General features: G+C 61.8%; 11 protein-coding genes. 9 read left to right on the top strand and 2 right to left on the bottom strand.

The features are described 5' to 3' along the window. Window positions 1-8: 8 nt before the first annotated feature. Window positions 9-4,649, bottom strand: coding sequence for a hypothetical protein (locus ATI14_RS03935; protein ID WP_130886690.1), 4,641 nt, complete (start codon window positions 4,647-4,649; stop codon window positions 9-11). 306 nt (window positions 4,650-4,955) lie between these two features. Here ATI14_RS03935 and ATI14_RS03930 point away from each other — a divergent pair, with 306 nt between their 5' ends. From ATI14_RS03930 to trpE, 8 genes are all read left to right on the top strand, one after another. Continuing rightward, window positions 4,956-6,068, top strand: coding sequence for an ABC transporter ATP-binding protein (locus ATI14_RS03930; RefSeq protein WP_016972396.1), 1,113 nt, complete (start codon window positions 4,956-4,958; stop codon window positions 6,066-6,068). Between the two features lie 43 nt (window positions 6,069-6,111). Beyond that, window positions 6,112-7,152, top strand: a complete 1,041-nt coding sequence (locus tag ATI14_RS03925; RefSeq protein ID WP_016972397.1) for an ABC transporter substrate-binding protein — start codon at window positions 6,112-6,114, stop codon at window positions 7,150-7,152. 167 nt (window positions 7,153-7,319) lie between these two features. Beyond that, window positions 7,320-8,552, top strand: coding sequence for an ABC transporter permease (locus ATI14_RS03920; protein ID WP_016972398.1), 1,233 nt, complete (start codon window positions 7,320-7,322; stop codon window positions 8,550-8,552). A 12-nt stretch (window positions 8,553-8,564) separates the two neighbouring features. Continuing rightward, window positions 8,565-9,389, top strand: coding sequence for an ABC transporter permease (locus tag ATI14_RS03915; protein WP_016972399.1), 825 nt, complete (start codon window positions 8,565-8,567; stop codon window positions 9,387-9,389). Between the two features lie 157 nt (window positions 9,390-9,546). Then, window positions 9,547-10,695 carry an iron-containing alcohol dehydrogenase gene (locus tag ATI14_RS03910; RefSeq protein ID WP_016972400.1) on the top strand — a complete coding sequence of 383 codons (1,149 nt, stop codon included), beginning with the start codon at window positions 9,547-9,549 and terminating at the stop codon, window positions 10,693-10,695. Window positions 10,696-10,779: 84 nt separating this feature from the next. Further along, window positions 10,780-11,454: a ribulose-phosphate 3-epimerase gene (gene rpe / locus ATI14_RS03905; protein ID WP_016972401.1), complete on the top strand. Its 675-nt coding sequence runs from the start codon at window positions 10,780-10,782 to the stop codon at window positions 11,452-11,454. Further along, on the top strand, window positions 11,451-12,269 hold the full coding sequence (locus tag ATI14_RS03900) for a phosphoglycolate phosphatase (protein ID WP_016972402.1): 819 nt from the start codon (window positions 11,451-11,453) through the stop codon (window positions 12,267-12,269). Before rpe ends, ATI14_RS03900 begins: the two co-directional genes overlap by 4 nt. A gap of 70 nt (window positions 12,270-12,339) precedes the next feature. Next, window positions 12,340-13,821, top strand: coding sequence for an anthranilate synthase component I (gene trpE, locus ATI14_RS03895; protein ID WP_016972403.1), 1,482 nt, complete (start codon window positions 12,340-12,342; stop codon window positions 13,819-13,821). A 55-nt stretch (window positions 13,822-13,876) separates the two neighbouring features. Here the strand turns inward: trpE and estP are convergent, their stop codons facing one another. Continuing rightward, complete coding sequence (estP, locus tag ATI14_RS03890) at window positions 13,877-15,799, bottom strand: esterase EstP (RefSeq protein ID WP_016972404.1); 1,923 nt, start codon at window positions 15,797-15,799, stop codon at window positions 13,877-13,879. A 420-nt stretch (window positions 15,800-16,219) separates the two neighbouring features. Here estP and ATI14_RS03885 point away from each other — a divergent pair, with 420 nt between their 5' ends. Then, window positions 16,220-16,813 (top strand): aminodeoxychorismate/anthranilate synthase component II, encoded by a 594-nt coding sequence (locus ATI14_RS03885; protein ID WP_016972405.1) that lies wholly within the window; start codon window positions 16,220-16,222, stop codon window positions 16,811-16,813. The last annotated feature ends 3 nt before the right edge of the window (window positions 16,814-16,816 follow it).

The following is a 16,816-nucleotide window of genomic DNA, read 5'->3' as shown; positions in this document are numbered from 1 at the left end:
ATCGCCGTTCAAGGCGCCAGCGGTAAAAACCAGTGTTGCGCGAGGTCTTTGCCGATGAGCCCGCGATGCACGTCCACAAGGGCCTGGTTGCCGGGGGATTTGGCCAGCAACGAGTAGTAGCTTTCCTTGCGCTGCTGGACCGTTTTCAAATGCGCGACGGTGTAGGACTGCTCCGCCGTATTGGCGTTCGGGTAATGAAAGTGGGCGTACCACAAGGGGGCGCCGCTACGGTCATTGACCGCGTATTCCTGAATGAAGTCTTTGCGCTCGCCGCGCATGGGCTTGCGATCACCCAGCCTTGCGACCTGAACCTTTTGCAGTTTCAACAGATAAGCCAGGTTGGCGTGGGTTGGCGGTAACGCCAGGGAAGCACGGATACGCAGTTCCTGGCCTTTGCTTGTCAGTGTGGTGGCGGCTTTCTCCAAGTCGTCGAGCAGGTTCCGGTCGGGTTTCTTTTCCCGTTCCTGGGCCCGTTTCAGTTCCGAAAAGAGGTCACTGTAGCGGTTGGCCGCGCGATGCAGGCTTTCCTCTATCTCCACGGGAAAACGCGAGGCTTTGGCATAGCGCTCCTCGCGCGCCAGGATTTGATTCAGTTCCGCCAGGCGTTGGCGCGCAGTGGTGTTGAGTATGTTCAGAGGGCGTGTTGCAGTTACGGGCTGCGGTGTCTGTGTCCGGACTTCTTCCCATGCATCACCCTGAAGCGTGTAAGTGGCCAGCAATCGCTTGTCCTGTTCGGACCTGACCTCGACATGATCAGTCGCCAACTCCTTGCTGGCGGATTTGAACTCGCCAATCAACACCCCCTGCTTTCGGGTCTTGATGATCTTTTTGCGAAGCTCGCCTTGCCTGAATAATGGCTGTTTTGCGGGGCGTACGGTCGGTTGAGCATCCGGCCTGATCGCCTCGGCCAATTGCCGGGTGGTGTCCAGGTACAGGGTTTCCACCAGTTTCTGGACGCGGGTGAAACAGGTCATGTCGATGCCGTCGGCATAGACAATGACTTCGCCCCGCAAGGCGTCTACCGCCTGACCGTAACGCTCGTTGAGGCTTTCCAGCGTTTGCAGGCGATCATCTGGGTCCAGTTCAAGGCGGTTGAGCTCGGCATGGGTACGCACTTGTGCGCCCAGCGGATCGAGGATGTCCGAGAGTTCTTCGGGGAAGTCGGCCAGGTTCTTGAACAGTGAAAACTTCAGGCTCTGCAATTGCAGGAATCTCACCCCCAGCGCTGTCACTTCTTCACTGCGGTCTGCGGTGAGGCTTTTGTATTCGTCTGCCCCAGGCGAGCCCAACTCGGCCAATTCCTGGAGGTAACCGTCCTGACGGTCGAGGGCTTGTATCTGTCGCTCGTTGATTTCTATCAACTGCCGGGTGAACGGCGCATAGCGGTCTTTGTGAGCCAGAATCTGACGGGCTGTCTGTTCGGTCTGGATAAAGAACTCCGGGTGTGCCGCGCACAAATCCAAACGGTCTTCGCTGGCCAGGTGCGACGACTTGCGCACGTTTTTGATGGCGTTGCTCAGGAAAACCGCCACCGTCCTGGGCGCTACGGGGATTTGCAATTCGCGGCGCTCTTTGAGCGAGTCCAATAGCTGTTGATAACGCTGGGTCTGGGCATTCAGCGCCGCGTCGAAAGCGCGACGCGTATCCACAGTGTTGGCAGCATCCATCGCGCGATGCGCACGGTCGACGGTGTCTTGCAGGGGGTGCTGATCACGGATCAGTTGAGAAAATTCCGTCGCCAGCTCGGCCTTTCTGGCGGCCTTGGCCTGACGCGCGGCCTCGATCCGGCTGCGCGGCATACCGCCGCGCAGGCGAAGGTTCAAGTCCAATGACCAATGCCCGTCACCGTCCGATTTAAGCCAGGGGCCTGCTGTACTGCCTTCCGTGGGTAAAACGACGCGGTTGTCCGGCCGTATTTCAATTCGATACCAATGGCCATCGACCTGTGCGTAGCGGTTGCCGTTCATCTCGTAAAGCCCTTTACCCGGTCCGCTTGCGATCGCCGGCGGCAGGTCATTGGGTTTGGGGACCTGAAAGCTCGCCAAGCGTTCGGCCTGACTGGGCGTGAGCCGATCACGGGCGCTTGAAAAACTGAAGTCGAAGGTCGTGTCATGAAAGCCGGTGGCTTCTGCGTCGAGGGTCACGCTGCCTTCGGTTATTTGTGCCGGGAGCGGTTCGGGCCACTGCCCGGGGGAGCGACGCGAGCCCGGCGGTTGCAAGGCCTGGATATCCCGGCCCAGGGTTGTTGGCGGGTGGTTGGTGGCAGACGGTAGCTGGAGCAAGAGCATGCCCACATTCATCAACAGGTCGACCAGTGCCAGCTCACGGGTGATCGGGTCCGGGCTGTTGAGCGCCGGAATGTCGTGGCTGGCGCTGTTCATCAGTGAAATCAGCCAGCCGGTCAGCATCATGGGGCCGCGCAAAAATGGCTGCAAAAGCGTGCTGAACAGCAGATTCGCGCCCTCCATCAATACCGCCCAACGGCTTTCGTGGTTGGACACCGAATCGCGGTTTGCCTGGTCAACCAATGCGCGGGCGTTGCTGCCGTAGAGGTATTGCATCAGCTTGCCGCGCGAAAGACTGAGCTGCAGCTCGCTGCCCGTCTCGTCGACGGCGAGTGTGGCGGGCAGGGGGCTTTCGATAGGGCCGAAATCGCTTCCCCGACCGAACCTGACGTAGTGGGGCTCATTGAACCCGCCGTTGTCATAAATGGGCCTGGCCTTGTCGGACAGCCATGTCAGAACGCTGGTTTGCAGTGCTCCCGGTTCAGCCAGTGCTTGCAGCAGCTGCGGGCGTGTGGCGAATTCCTGCAAAGGCTCAGCGTACAGGGGCCGGTAAAGCAGGTGCGGGCCGACATGGCTGTCCTGCGCCTCGATGATGAACATGTTGGCGACGGTGTCGGCGCCGGCGCCCGCTTTGCGTATCAGTGCCAATTCACGCATGACCACGGCCTGGCCATCGACTTGGCGGTCTTGGGCGTCAGCACCCAGCAATGCACAAACACAGCGCACGCCTCGCTCGGTCAAACCGTTTTGCCCTCGGAGTTTGAGTTCCAGGGCCAGCAATGGCAGTTGTGCAGCGGTCTGGTCGGCGAAGCGCGTTTCGCGTTCCGGGATCAGGCTGTCGTCGCCCAGCAGCTGTTGCCTGAGCATGTCGGGGTAGCTTTTGCCGATATCCACGGTTTCGATCAGGCCGTCACTGCGTGTGATGTAGTTCGGGGTCAGCCAGTCAGGCAGCGCCAGGCCTGTTTTGTGGCTGATGGTCGTCAGGATTCCCGGTTGCCCGGCCAGGTTGGCAATCGCCAGGTCCACCAGGTTCAAGGTCGTGCGCTGGGTCACGCCCACGGCGCCCGGCAAGCCCGCGGCTTTGATGAAGGTCAGTTGCAGGTCTTCGGGCAGAAACTGTTGGGCCCTTGAGTGTTCGGCGCTGACCCCGCCCAGCCTTGCTTCGTCGAGCTTGAGTTGGCTGTGCAACGCGTCTGCGGCGAAGCTGTGAATATCCGCGATGTCGCTGAGAAACGTGTGCCCGTGGCTGCGTTTTTTCGCGCTTGCCAGGGCCAGGCTGTGTTGCCGGTAGGCAATCCGGTCGGCCGGCGAGGCGTTCTGCAGCCACTCCGGCAAGGCTTCCTGCGTGTTGGCCAGTGACGAGTACGATGGCGCCGCCGGGTTGAGGAAGTAATAACCGGGGTCGGTGATGCGTTGATAAAGCGCCGTCAGCGTCTCGATACCCTGGCTGGAGGGAATGCCCAGTGTTTGCAGGTTCTCCAGTTGCTCGTTCAGCACGGCGGCGGCGTGGCAGTCGAAGACATTCCCATCGGGTTCGTAACGATTGAGGGTGATGTGCTCCACTTCATAAAGCGCGGCCATTCGCTGGCCCCATGTCTGGGTGAACGCATCGACCGAGGCAAAGGGTTCGCACAGCCCTGTTGCGTTGCACAGCAGCACGCTTGTCTGGCCTGCGACGGAGCGAACCAGCAGCAGCGCCGGGCTTAACTGACGGGTTGTCCGCGCGCCTTGCGTGAAGACAAGCTCAGGGCAATAAGCGTGCACGGCATGGCTTGCGAACAGACGCGTGCGTTGTTCCAGAGTCGGGTAGCGGACGAGTTGATCGATGGCTTGGCGTTCAAGGTCATCCAACTGCGCTTGCTCGATAGCGCTGGATTGCAGGGTTTCCCTGAACCGGTCACTGAGCCATTGCCAGCGGCTGGTGCCGGTGTCGGCCGGGTCACGCCAGTAGGCTGCCAGATCGTTTTGAAGCGCGGCGGCCAGCGTCCAGGGCAGTTCGACGATCATCTGCTGGATCAGCGTCATGTCGGGGTATGTGCCGGGGGCTTCGGGCGGGCTCAGTTTGATGATCAGGAACTCGTCTACCAGGCGCGCGCTTTGGCCGAACTTGTCTTGAAAGTCGGGTGCGTTGCCGGTGCCCAGAAAGTCCAGCATCAGTGCCTTCAGCGGTTTCAACTCAAGCCTGGCAGACGCGGTTGGAAGGCCGACCCGTGTCAGGGCCGGATCAAGTTTGATCGTTGGGTATTCTTTAAGTATGGCCTCGCTCAATAGTCGCCACGCCACGTCCGCCAGTGCGGGACGTGAAGCGAATTGGGCGCTGATGGCCTGTTCGAGCGAGAGGGGTACAAGTCGGTTGTTCGTCATGGGAAATCCGTTTTCCTGGATCTGAAAGTCACGAACCCCAGGTATAACGGCGCAGCCCTGCCCAGCGGTGTTCACTATGTAGGGCTGTCTATTTGCGACAGGTAGCCGCACGGTCACACGCCTGCCTGTGGCCCGCGCGACCTGTGGCCGAGGCGCCCGCATATCCGGCAGCGCCATCCGTGTAGGGCGATCCCTACCCCCAACCTTCCATCCGGCTGATGCCATTCTCTCCCGGCCCCCGATTTCCGGGGCTTCGCGGCTGGACTACGCTTGTGCCACGGCAGTCCAAAACAAAAAGGTGCGGGTATGAGCGAGGTGGATTCAAAGGATGTGCTGGTCAGCTTTCGTGGCGTGCAAAAGAGCTACGACGGCGAGAACCTGATCGTCAAAGACCTCAACCTGGAAATCCGCAAGGGCGAGTTCCTCACCTTGCTCGGGCCGTCCGGTTCGGGCAAGACCACCAGCCTGATGATGCTCGCCGGCTTTGAAACGCCCACCGCCGGGGAGATCCTGCTGGCCGGGCGCTCGATCAACAACGTGCCGCCGCACAAGCGCGACATCGGCATGGTGTTCCAGAACTACGCGTTGTTCCCGCACATGACCGTCGCCGAGAACCTGGCGTTCCCGCTGTCGGTGCGCGGCTTGAGCAAGACTGATATCAGCGAGCGAGTCAAACGCGTGCTCAGCATGGTGCAGCTCGACGCCTTCGCCCAGCGCTACCCGGCGCAGCTCTCCGGTGGCCAGCAACAGCGCGTGGCCCTGGCTCGGGCGCTGGTGTTCGAGCCGCAGCTGGTGCTGATGGACGAACCCCTCGGCGCCCTCGACAAGCAGCTGCGCGAACACATGCAGATGGAGATCAAGCACCTGCACCAGCGCCTCGGCGTGACCGTGGTGTACGTGACCCACGATCAGGGCGAGGCGCTGACCATGTCCGACCGCGTGGCGGTGTTCCATCAGGGCGAGATCCAGCAGATCGCCGCGCCGCGCACGTTGTATGAAGAGCCGAAAAACACCTTTGTCGCCAATTTCATCGGCGAGAACAACCGCCTCAATGGCCGCCTGCACAGCCACACCGGCGAGCGTTGCGTAGTGGAATTGGCGCGTGGCGAGAAGGTCGAGGCGCTGGCGGTGAATGTCGGCCAGGTGGGCGGGCCGGTCACGCTGTCAGTGCGCCCGGAGCGCGTCAGCCTCAATGGCTCCAGCGAGTCGTGCGTCAACCGTTTCTCGGGGCGCGTGGCGGAATTTATCTACCTGGGCGACCACGTGCGCGTGCGCCTGGAAGTCTGCGGCAAGGCCGATTTTTTTGTGAAACAACCGATTGCCGAGCTGGACCCGGCCCTGGCAGTCGGCGACGTGGTACCGATTGGCTGGCAAGTCGAGCACGTTCGCGCACTCGACCCACTTCTAGAGGCGAACTGATCGCCCCCTGGCTTCACCAACCCTGCACGTGGAGAGAACAACAATGTTGAGATCCCTTAAATATTCGGCCCTGGCGTTGAGCTTGATGGGCGCGACACAGGCCATGGCAGGCCCGGACCTGACGGTCGTGTCCTTTGGTGGCGCGAACAAGGCGGCGCAGGTCAAGGCCTTCTATGCGCCGTGGGAAAGCGCGGGCAACGGCAAGATCGTCGCCGGCGAGTACAACGGTGAAATGGCCAAGGTCAAAGCCATGGTCGACACCAAGAGCGTGTCGTGGGACCTGGTGGAAGTGGAGTCGCCGGAGCTGTCCCGAGGTTGTGACGAAGACATGTTCGAACCGCTGGACCCGAAACTGTTCGGCAATGGCGCCGACTATGTGAAGGGCGCTATCCAGCCGTGCGGCGTGGGCTTCTTTGTGTGGTCGACCGTGTTGGCGTACAACGCTGACAAGCTGAAAGCACCACCGGGCGGCTGGAAAGATTTTTGGGACGTGAAGCAATTCCCGGGCAAGCGCGGCCTGCGCAAAGGCGCCAAGTACACCCTGGAATTCGCCTTGATGGCTGACGGTGTTGCGCCCAAAGACGTCTACAAAGTGCTGGCCGGCAAAGACGGCCAGGACCGTGCCTTCAAGAAACTCGACGAGCTCAAGCCATATATCCAGTGGTGGGAGGCGGGCGCCCAACCGCCGCAATACCTGGCTTCCGGTGACGTGGTGATGAGCTCGGCCTACAACGGCCGCATCGCCGCCGTGCAAAAGGAAAGCAACCTGAAAGTGGTGTGGAACGGCGGCATCTACGACTTCGATGCCTGGGCCATTCCTAAAGGCTTGCCGAAAGACCGCGCGGAAGCTGCGAAAAAATTCATCGCGTTCTCGGTGCAGCCGCAGCAGCAGAAAACCTACTCGGAAAACATTGCCTACGGCCCGGCCAACACCCAGGCGGTGCCGTTGCTGGCCAAGGACGTGTTGAAGGATATGCCGACCACCCCGGACAACATCGCCAACCAGGTGCAGATCGATGTGAGCTTCTGGGCGGACAACGGCGAGCAACTGGAGCAGCGCTTCAACGCCTGGGCTGCCAAGTAACACCGCATAACCCCCTGTGAAAAACAGGCCCATGTGGGAGCTGGCTTGCCTGCGATGCAAACACCTCGGTGCTTCTGATACACCGAGCCGATGCCATCGCGGGCAAGCCCGGCTCCCACACAAAGCCCGGCGCGCAGGGCCTTCACCTCTGATTGACGGAGTTCACCATGGTCACCGCCATCCCCAGCCCCACCCTCAAGCAGCGCCTGGCGCGTGCCGAGCGGCTCAACCGCTGGAAGGCCCAGGCCTTGATTGCGCCGCTGGTGCTGTTTTTGTTGTTGGTGTTCCTGGTGCCGATCGTTGCGCTGCTCTACAAAAGCGTCGGCAACCCGGAAGTGGTGGGCGGTTTGCCGCGCACCGTGGTGGCGGTCAAGGCCTGGGACGGGCGTGGCTTGCCGGGCGAGCCGGTGTATCAGGCCTTGAGTGAAGACCTGGGCGAGGCGCGCAAAAACCAGACTCTGGGCGACCTGTCCAAACGCTTGAACATGGAACTGGCCGGCTACCGCAGCCTGCTGACCAAAACCGCGCGGGCGCTGCCGTTTACCGAAGCGCCGGCCTCTTATAAAGAAGCGCTGGAAAGCCTCGACGAACGCTGGGGCGACCCGGCGTACTGGCAGGCGATCCGGCGCAATACCAGTACCCTCACGCCTTACTACCTGCTGGCGGCGGTCGACCATCGCATCGACGACCTCGGTGAAGTGGCCCCCGCCACGCCGGATCAGGCGATTTACCTGGATATCTTCGCCCGCACCTTCTGGATGGGCCTGGTGATTACCTTTATCTGCCTGCTGCTGGCATACCCGCTGGCTTACCTGCTGGCCAACCTGCCGGCGCGCAAAAGCAACCTGCTGATGATTCTGGTGCTGTTGCCGTTCTGGACCTCGATTCTGGTGCGCGTGGCCGCGTGGATCGTGCTGCTGCAATCGGGCGGCCTGATCAACAGCGCGATGATGAGCCTGGGCTTGATCGATAAACCCCTGGAGCTGGTGTTCAACCGCACCGGGGTTTACATCTCGATGGTGCACATCCTGCTGCCATTCATGATCCTGCCGATCTACAGCGTGATGAAAGGCATCTCGCCGACCTACATGCGCGCAGCGATTTCCCTGGGTTGCCACCCGTTCGCCAGCTTCTGGCGCGTGTACTTCCCGCAAACCTACGCCGGTGTGGGCGCGGGCTGCCTGCTCGTGTTCATCCTCGCGATTGGTTACTACATCACCCCGGCGCTGCTCGGCAGCCCGAACGACCAGATGGTCAGCTATTTCGTGGCGTTCTATACCAACACCAGCATCAACTGGGGCATGGCCACGGCGCTGGGCGGCTTGCTGCTGCTGGCCACCGTGCTGCTGTATCTGATCTACAACCGCCTGGTGGGCGCCAGCCGCCTGCGCCTGAGCTGAGGAGACCTTGCGATGCTGAGCCCTTACATGTCGCCCGTTGAACGGGTGTGGTTCTACTGCTTGCGGATGCTCTGCGGCTTGATCCTGTTGTTTCTGATATTGCCGGTGCTGGTGATCATTCCGCTGTCGTTCAACAGCGGCAGCTTTCTGGTGTACCCGTTGCAGGGTTTCTCGCTGCACTGGTATCAGGATTTCTTTGCCTCGGCGGAATGGATGCGCGCGCTGAAGAACAGCATCATCGTCGCCCCGGCCGCCACGGTGCTGGCCATGCTGTTCGGTACGCTGGCGGCGATTGGCCTGACACGCGGCAACTTTCCCGGCAAGGCGCTGGTAATGGCGCTGGTGATTTCGCCGATGGTGGTGCCGGTGGTGATTATCGGCGTGGCCAGTTACCTGTTCTTTGCACCGCTGGGGCTGGGTAACAGCTTCTTCTCGCTGATCGTGGTGCACGCGGTGCTGGGTGTGCCGTTTGTAATCATCACGGTGTCGGCGACGCTGCAGGGCTTCAACCACAATCTGGTGCGTGCGGCGGCCAGCCTGGGCGCATCGCCCCTGACCGCGTTTCGCCGGGTGACCCTGCCGCTGATCGCTCCGGGGGTGATTTCCGGGGCACTGTTTGCCTTCGCGACGTCGTTCGATGAAGTGGTGGTGACGCTGTTCCTCGCCGGGCCGGAGCAGGCCACCTTGCCACGGCAAATGTTCAGCGGCATTCGCGAAAACCTCAGCCCGACGATTGCGGCGGCGGCGACCCTGCTGATTGCCTTCTCGGTGCTGCTGTTGCTGACCCTCGAATGGCTGCGCGGGCGCAGCGAAAAACTGCGTACGGCACAGATTTAACTATTGGATGAAAGATCAAAATGTGGGAGCGGGCAAGCCCGCTCCCACATGGGTTCTATGCTGAGTCAGAAATGCCCATTCAGAACTTGAATGCTAGGCAACCCCAAATCCCGAGCTAATCTTGTGCCAGCCCATTTCCTGACAAGAGGCCGCGCACATGAGTACTTCCTCATTCAAGATCGCCCACAAATTGCTCACCGGCGCTGGCGCTATCGAACAACTCGCCGCTGAGCTCACGCGCCTGGATGTGGATAACCCGCTGATCGTCACCGACGCCGCGCTGGTCAAGTCCGGCACCGTGGCGCTGGCGCTTGACCACTTGGGCGAGCGCACGTACGAGATTTTCGACCGCGTGATGCCCGACCCGGAAATCGCAATCGTCGAGGACTGCATGCGTGTGTACCGCGAGGGCGGGCATGACGGGCTGATCGGCGTGGGCGGCGGCAGTGCCATCGACATTGCCAAAAGCGTCGCGGCCTACGCCGGTTATCACGGCGCGCTGGCAGACTTGTTTGGCGTCGACCAGGTGCCGCGCAAAGGCCCGCCGTTGATCGCCATCCCCACCACGGCGGGCACCGGTTCGGAGGTGACCAACGTGGCGATTCTTTCCGACAAGGCCGCGCAACTCAAAAAAGGCATCGTCAGCGATTATCTGCTGCCGGATGTGGCGCTGATCAGCCCGCAAATGACCCTGACCTGCCCACGAGGCGTCACCGCCGCCAGTGGCGTGGATGCGCTGGTACATGCCATTGAATCCTACCTGTCGCTGAATGCCTCGCCGATTACCGACGCCCTGGCCATCGGCGCCATCAAACTGATCGCCAACGCGCTGCCCAAGGCCTACGCCAACCCGGCCAACCTGCAGGCTCGTGACGACATGGCCACCGCCAGCCTGATGGCCGGCATGGCGTTCGGCAATGCCGGGGTTGGCGCGGTGCATGCGCTGGCGTACCCGTTGGGCGGGCGTTTCAACATTGCCCATGGCGTCAGCAATGCGCTGTTGCTGCCTTACGTGATGCACTGGAACAAGCTGGCCTGTGTGGAGCGCATGCAGGACATCGCCCAAGCCATGGGCGTGAATATCACCGGGTTGAGTGTCAACGAGGCCGCCGACAGGGCGGTCGAGGCGATGACGCGACTGTGTGCCGCAGTCGAGATCCCGGCAGGCCTGCGCAGCTTCGGCGTGCCCGAGGACGCCATCCCGGCCATGGCCACGGAAGCCGCGGGTATCGAGCGTCTGATGCGCAACAACCCGCGCAAGCTCAGCGCGGCGGATATCGAGAAAATCTACCGGGCGGCTTACTAACCGTTGAACCAGGTCACGGTGCGCGCGGCAAAGCATGAGGTATACAATGCGCGCCATCGTGATTTAGCTCAAAAAAGGTGCGTCATGCAGCCCTTCGTCATTGCTCCATCGATTCTCTCCGCCGATTTCGCCCGCCTGGGTGAGGAAGTGGACAAGGTTTTGGCCGCCGGTGCCGACTTCGTGCACTTCGACGTCATGGACAACCACTACGTGCCCAACCTGACCATCGGCCCGATGGTGTGCGCAGCGCTGCGCAAGTACGGCATCACCGCGCCGATTGATGCGCACCTGATGGTCAGCCCGGTAGACCGCATCATCGGCGACTTCGTCGAAGCGGGCGCGACCTACATCAGCTTCCACCCGGAAGCCACGCTGCACGTGGACCGCACCCTGCAACTGATCCGCGAAGGCGGCTGCAAGGCGGGCCTGGTGTTCAACCCGGCCACTCCGCTGAGCGTGCTCGAGTACGTGATGGACAAGGTCGACATGATCCTGCTGATGAGCGTCAACCCGGGCTTCGGCGGGCAGAAGTTCATTCCCGGCACGCTGAACAAGCTGCGCGAAGCCCGCGCGCTGATCGATGCGTCCGGTCGCGACATCCGCCTGGAAATCGACGGCGGGGTCAACGTCAACAACATCCGTGAAATCGCTGCCGCTGGTGCCGACACCTTTGTGGCCGGCTCGGCGATCTTCAACGCGCCGGACTACAAGGAAGTCATCGACAAGATGCGGGCCGAACTGGCGCTGGCGCGTCCATGAGCGGCTTCGAGCAGCTGTTCCCCGGCAAACTGCCACGGTTGGTGATGTTCGATCTGGACGGTACCTTGATCGATTCGGTGCCTGACCTGGCGGCCGCGGTGGACCAGATGCTGCTCAAGCTGGGGCGCAAGCCGGTCGGGATCGAGCCGGTCCGCATGTGGGTCGGCAACGGCGTACAGATGCTGGTGCGCCGGGCCCTGGCCAACCACATTGATGCTGAAGGCGTCGATGAAGTCGAGGCCGAGCACGCACTTGAACTGTTTAACGCCGCCTATGAAGACGGCCACGAACTGACCGTGGTTTACCCCGGCGTGCGTGACACCCTCAAGTGGCTGCACAAGCAGGGTGTGGAAATGGCGCTGATCACCAACAAGCCGGAGCGTTTTGTCGCGCCGCTGCTGGATCAGATGAAAATTGGCCGGTATTTCCGCTGGATCATCGGCGGCGATACCTTGCCGCAGAAAAAGCCCGACCCGGCCGCGCTGTTCTTTGTGATGAAAATGGCCAATATTCCGGCTTCGCAGTCGCTGTTTGTCGGTGACTCGCGCAGTGACGTGCTGGCGGCCAAAGCCGCGGGTGTGCAGTGCGTGGCGCTGAGTTACGGCTATAACCATGGCCGGCCGATCGCCGAAGAGTCGCCTGCCATGGTGATTGATGACCTGCGCCTGCTAATCCCCGGTTGCTTGGGAGCGGGCGCTGAGATAACGTTGCCCGACATCGAACCAACCCATTCTGGAAACTCCCTCGTGGTGGTCACTCGCAAACTCTGGATGAAAGTCATCAAGGCCCTGGCCCGCTGGCGTTGGCGCGCCTGACTGATCCCGGCCGCGCCCTGCGGCACGTTTGCACACCTGACCGTTAGACCCTCAAGCCACGAGGCACCTCATGATCCGCGAAGAATTCCTGCGTTTGGCCGCTGCCGGCTACAACCGTATCCCCCTGGCCTGCGAAACCCTGGCCGACTTCGACACCCCGCTGTCGATCTACCTGAAACTGGCCGACGAGCCCAACTCCTACCTGCTGGAATCGGTGCAGGGCGGGGAGAAGTGGGGGCGTTACTCGATCATCGGGCTGCCGTGCCGCACCGTGTTGCGGGTTCACGACCACCGCGTGAGCATCACCCACGACGGCGTCGAGATCGAAAGCCACGACGTGGAAGACCCGCTGGCCTTCGTCGAAGCCTTCAAGGCGCGCTACAACGTGCCGACCATTGCGGGCTTGCCGCGTTTCAACGGCGGCCTGGTCGGTTACTTCGGCTACGACTGCGTGCGTTATGTGGAAAAACGCCTGGGCAAATGCCCGAATCCGGACCCGTTGGGCGTGCCGGACATTCTGCTGATGGTGTCCGACGCGGTGGTGGTGTTCGACAACCTCGCCGGCAAGATGCACGCAATCGTGCTCGCTGACCCGTCCCAGGCGGATGCCTTCGAGCAGGGTCAGGCCAGCCTCGAAGCGCTGCTGGAAAAACTGCGCCAGCCGATCACCCCGCGCCGTGGCCTGGACCTCAGCCGTCCGCCGGCCGCCGACCCGGTGTTCCGCTCCAGCTTTACCCAGGATGACTACGAACGCGCGGTCGACACCATCAAGGAGTACATCCTCGCCGGTGACTGCATGCAGGTGGTGCCGTCGCAACGCATGTCCATCGACTTCAAGGCCGCGCCGATCGATCTGTACCGTGCGCTGCGCTGCTTCAACCCGACGCCGTACATGTACTTCTTCAACTTCGGCGATTTCCACGTTGTCGGCAGCTCGCCGGAAGTGCTGGTGCGGGTGGAAGACAACCTGATCACCGTGCGCCCGATTGCCGGCACCCGCCCGCGTGGCGCAACCGAAGAAGCCGACCTGGCGCTGGAAGAAGACTTGTTGAGCGATGACAAGGAAATCGCCGAGCACTTGATGTTGATCGACCTGGGCCGCAACGACACCGGGCGCGTCTCGGAAATCGGTTCGGTGAAGCTCACCGAGAAGATGGTCATCGAGCGTTATTCCAACGTGATGCACATTGTGTCCAACGTCACCGGCGAGCTGAAAGAGGGCCTGACTGCCATGGACGCGTTGCGCGCGATCCTGCCGGCGGGCACCTTGTCGGGCGCGCCGAAGATTCGTGCGATGGAAATCATCGACGAGCTGGAGCCGGTCAAGCGGGGTGTCTACGGCGGCGCCGTTGGGTATTTCGCCTGGAACGGCAACATGGACACCGCGATTGCGATCCGCACGGCGGTGATCAAGGACGGCGAGTTGCATGTGCAGGCGGGCGGCGGGATTGTGGCGGATTCGGTGCCGGCGCTTGAATGGGAAGAAACCCTGAACAAACGCCGCGCGATGTTCCGCGCAGTGGCATTGGCCGAGCAGACCCCGCAGGGCTAGCTGTCGGTCCGCATTCAACTGTGGGAGCTGGCTCCCACAGTTGTTTTGTGGCGTGTCAGAAGTCCAGGCTAACCCCCACATTCACCCCTTGCTGGGTCAGGTTGTCATCTTTCCTCACGTTATACGCAGCGCGCAACGCCAGCTCCTTTGTGAGCTTGTGGCTCACGCCCAGGCTCAGGCGATCCGAGTTGCTGCGCGGGGTGTAGCCGTCCAGCTTGAAGTCGATGCCCGGCACGCTGTTGAGTGAAATCCTCACCTTCTGCGTGTCGTTTTCGAACTCATGCTCGTGGGCCACTTCGCCAAAGACCTGGGTTTGCGGGGTGATGCGGTAGCTGCCTTGCAAGCCGGCACCGAGACGTTTGGAGTCGCGCTGTTGGTCATCGAAGGTCAGCGCGGTGGAGCGGTTGTCCTTTTCCGAATAGCCATCGACCTCGACCCGCGCGTAGTCGGCGCTGATAAAGGGCGACAGGTGCCAGTCACTGCCGGCGCCGGCAATGTCATAACCCAGGCGCGCGCTCAAGGCCCATAGCCAGCCGTCGGTGTCGCCTTTCTCCGAGCCTTCGCTGACGCCCAGGGCGAACTTGCGCTTGAGGCTGTCGAAATCCAGCTTGCCGCCGGTCAGCGCGGCATCGGCCCACAGGTGGTTTTCCTGGTACTGCGCGAAGGCGGTGCCCATGTAGCTGTTGAGCTTGTAGTCCGAATCGCTGGCGCCGGCTTCGAGGGTCTGGCGATACAGCCCGGCGGCCACGCCGACACGCCAGTTTTCGTCGAGACGGTAGCTGCCGCCAACGTTCAGGTTGTAGCCATTGCCGTCACCACTGGCCGAGCTGCTTTGGGTGTCGAAGTTCAGGTGCTGGCCGCCACCGGCAACGATGGCGCGCCACTGCCCGACCGCTTGCCAGGCGCCGTTATCGGCTTGCCATTGGTTGCGCAGTTCGTCCTGGTGGGTGCGCAAGGTGCCTTGGGCCATTTCCGGCAACAAGGTCAGTTCCCACGGTGCCGCGAGCAGGGAGTAGGCGTAGTCGGCGATCAGGCGCTGCCCGGCGATGGTGGGGTGCACCGAGTCGTTGTAGATCAGCTTGGTCGGGTCGGGGTTGGTGCCGCCAATGCCGTAGGTGGGGTTGGCAGTGCAGCCGTTGCCGCTGAAGCAGGTGCCGGTGAGGTTTTGTCCGGTGGCCAGGCCGAAACGCGCCGGGTCGGCGAAGGTTTCATTGAGCAGCAGCGGGATGTTCAGCGGGATGATCTGGGCATCGATCTGCGACAGGCGCTGAACCAGCGACTGGTTGAAAATGTTGCTCAAGGCCGAACTGGGCCCCTGCAGGGGCGTGCCGTTGATGGCCGGGGTCAGGCCCAGGTCGGGCAGCATCCACACCATGATGTAGCGCGCGCCGGCCTGTTGCAGGGCCTGGGCGCTGTCGGCCAGGCGCCCGCCGGCAGCAACGGCTTGGCCGGGGCTGAGGACGCGGCCCTGGAGGAAGTCATTGCCGCCGCCGGAGAGAAAGTACAGCGCATTCGGGTCGGCCCGCCCGCCATTGGCTGGCAAGTAGCCCTGACGGCTGCGCAACACGGTGCCGCCGCCGGGGTTGCCGGGTGGAATGGCGGCGTTGGATACCGAGTTGATGGAGTCGAGAATGTTGTCGGTCCGGTAGCCACCGACCGCCCAGTTATTCCCGTCGGGCAAGCCTTGTGCGGCGCGGACCGGCGAGGTGGAGGCGTTCAGGTCGTTGGGCGCGACACCCAGCTTTGAGCCGAGCAGGGTGGACGACACCAGGCCGTAATCGCCCTGGAAGGTCGGCCCGGTGCGGTTGGTGAAACGCAACGTGGCCCCGTTCGAACCATCCGGAAACTGGCCGGCGTCAGCCAGGCTGTCGCCAAAAACCACCATGGTCGAGTAGGGCGAAGGTGCAGCAAATGCCTGTGCGCAAGCCAGTGACAGCAGGCAACCGGCCAGAGGCGCAAAATACGGTGCTTTAAGCATGCAAAATTCCATTTAGTTGTTTTTGTATCGGATGCGAAACACTAGCAATGTATTCAGGCTTTTCCTCGAAGAAAACAGTTTTTTCCTACAAAGATGCCGCCGCGATACGCCCGTATTCGTTGCTCCATATTGCACCGCTGGCGAGGCTACGTTACTGTGCCTGAACGTATGAATGAGACCCTCCCTGTGTTGATCATCAGCAAACTCTTGATGCGAGTAGTCAAGGCACACGCCCGTTGGCGTTGGCGCGCCTGACATTTTCTCTGCCGGCCCGGCCGGACCTGTACCGATTTGCCTTCTTCACCCTCTGTTTGACGCCCCTTGCCGCTAACCCGGCAACCGGAACGTGCGTCCGGCAGCGGGTCACTCTTCTGGAAGGCGGTCATTCGAAATCAGTGAATTCAAGAGGTTTGAACCCACATGTTGCTGATGATTGATAACTACGACTCCTTTACCTACAACGTTGTGCAGTACCTGGGCGAACTCGGTGCCGAGGTCAAGGTGGTGCGCAACGACGAACTGACCGTTGCCGAAATCGCCGCCCTGAATCCGGAACGCATCGTGGTTTCGCCCGGCCCGTGCACGCCGACCGAGGCGGGCATTTCCCTTGAGGCCATCCAGTATTTCGCCGGCAAGTTGCCGATTCTAGGCGTGTGCCTGGGCCACCAGTCCATCGGCCAGGCTTTTGGCGGTGATGTGGTGCGTGCGCGCCAGGTGATGCACGGCAAGACCAGCCCGGTGTTTCACCGTGACCTGGGCGTGTTTCACGGCCTGAATCTGCCGGTCACCGTGACCCGGTACCATTCGTTGGTGGTCAAGCGCGAAACCCTGCCCGAATGCCTGGAACTGACCGCCTGGACCCAGCTGGAAGACGGCTCGGTCGACGAAATCATGGGCCTGCGCCACAAAACACTGAACATCGAAGGGGTGCAATTTCACCCTGAATCGATCCTGACCGAGCAGGGCTACGAGCTGTTCGCCAACTTTCTCAAGCAGAGCGGCGGCACGCGCTAAGGA

Source organism: Pseudomonas tolaasii NCPPB 2192 (assembly GCF_002813445.1).
GTDB classification, from domain to species: Bacteria; Pseudomonadota; Gammaproteobacteria; order Pseudomonadales; family Pseudomonadaceae; genus Aquipseudomonas; species Aquipseudomonas tolaasii.
This window is presented reverse-complemented; position numbering and strand designations above follow the sequence as displayed.

Bases quoted from the DNA above. Each gene is read 5' to 3' on its own strand.
- ATI14_RS03900 (WP_016972402.1), top strand. From the start codon at position 11,451: ATGAGCGGCTTCGAGCAGCTGTTCCCCGGCAAACTGCCACGGTTGGTG.
- ATI14_RS03925 (WP_016972397.1), top strand. From the start codon at position 6,112: ATGTTGAGATCCCTTAAATATTCGGCCCTGGCGTTGAGCTTGATGGGC.
- ATI14_RS03920 (WP_016972398.1), top strand. From the start codon at position 7,320: ATGGTCACCGCCATCCCCAGCCCCACCCTCAAGCAGCGCCTGGCGCGT.
- ATI14_RS03910 (WP_016972400.1), top strand. From the start codon at position 9,547: ATGAGTACTTCCTCATTCAAGATCGCCCACAAATTGCTCACCGGCGCT.
- rpe (WP_016972401.1), top strand. From the start codon at position 10,780: ATGCAGCCCTTCGTCATTGCTCCATCGATTCTCTCCGCCGATTTCGCC.
- ATI14_RS03935 (WP_130886690.1), bottom strand. From the start codon at position 4,649: ATGACGAACAACCGACTTGTACCCCTCTCGCTCGAACAGGCCATCAGC.
- ATI14_RS03885 (WP_016972405.1), top strand. From the start codon at position 16,220: ATGTTGCTGATGATTGATAACTACGACTCCTTTACCTACAACGTTGTG.
- ATI14_RS03915 (WP_016972399.1), top strand. From the start codon at position 8,565: ATGCTGAGCCCTTACATGTCGCCCGTTGAACGGGTGTGGTTCTACTGC.
- estP (WP_016972404.1), bottom strand. From the start codon at position 15,799: ATGCTTAAAGCACCGTATTTTGCGCCTCTGGCCGGTTGCCTGCTGTCA.
- trpE (WP_016972403.1), top strand. From the start codon at position 12,340: ATGATCCGCGAAGAATTCCTGCGTTTGGCCGCTGCCGGCTACAACCGT.
- ATI14_RS03930 (WP_016972396.1), top strand. From the start codon at position 4,956: ATGAGCGAGGTGGATTCAAAGGATGTGCTGGTCAGCTTTCGTGGCGTG.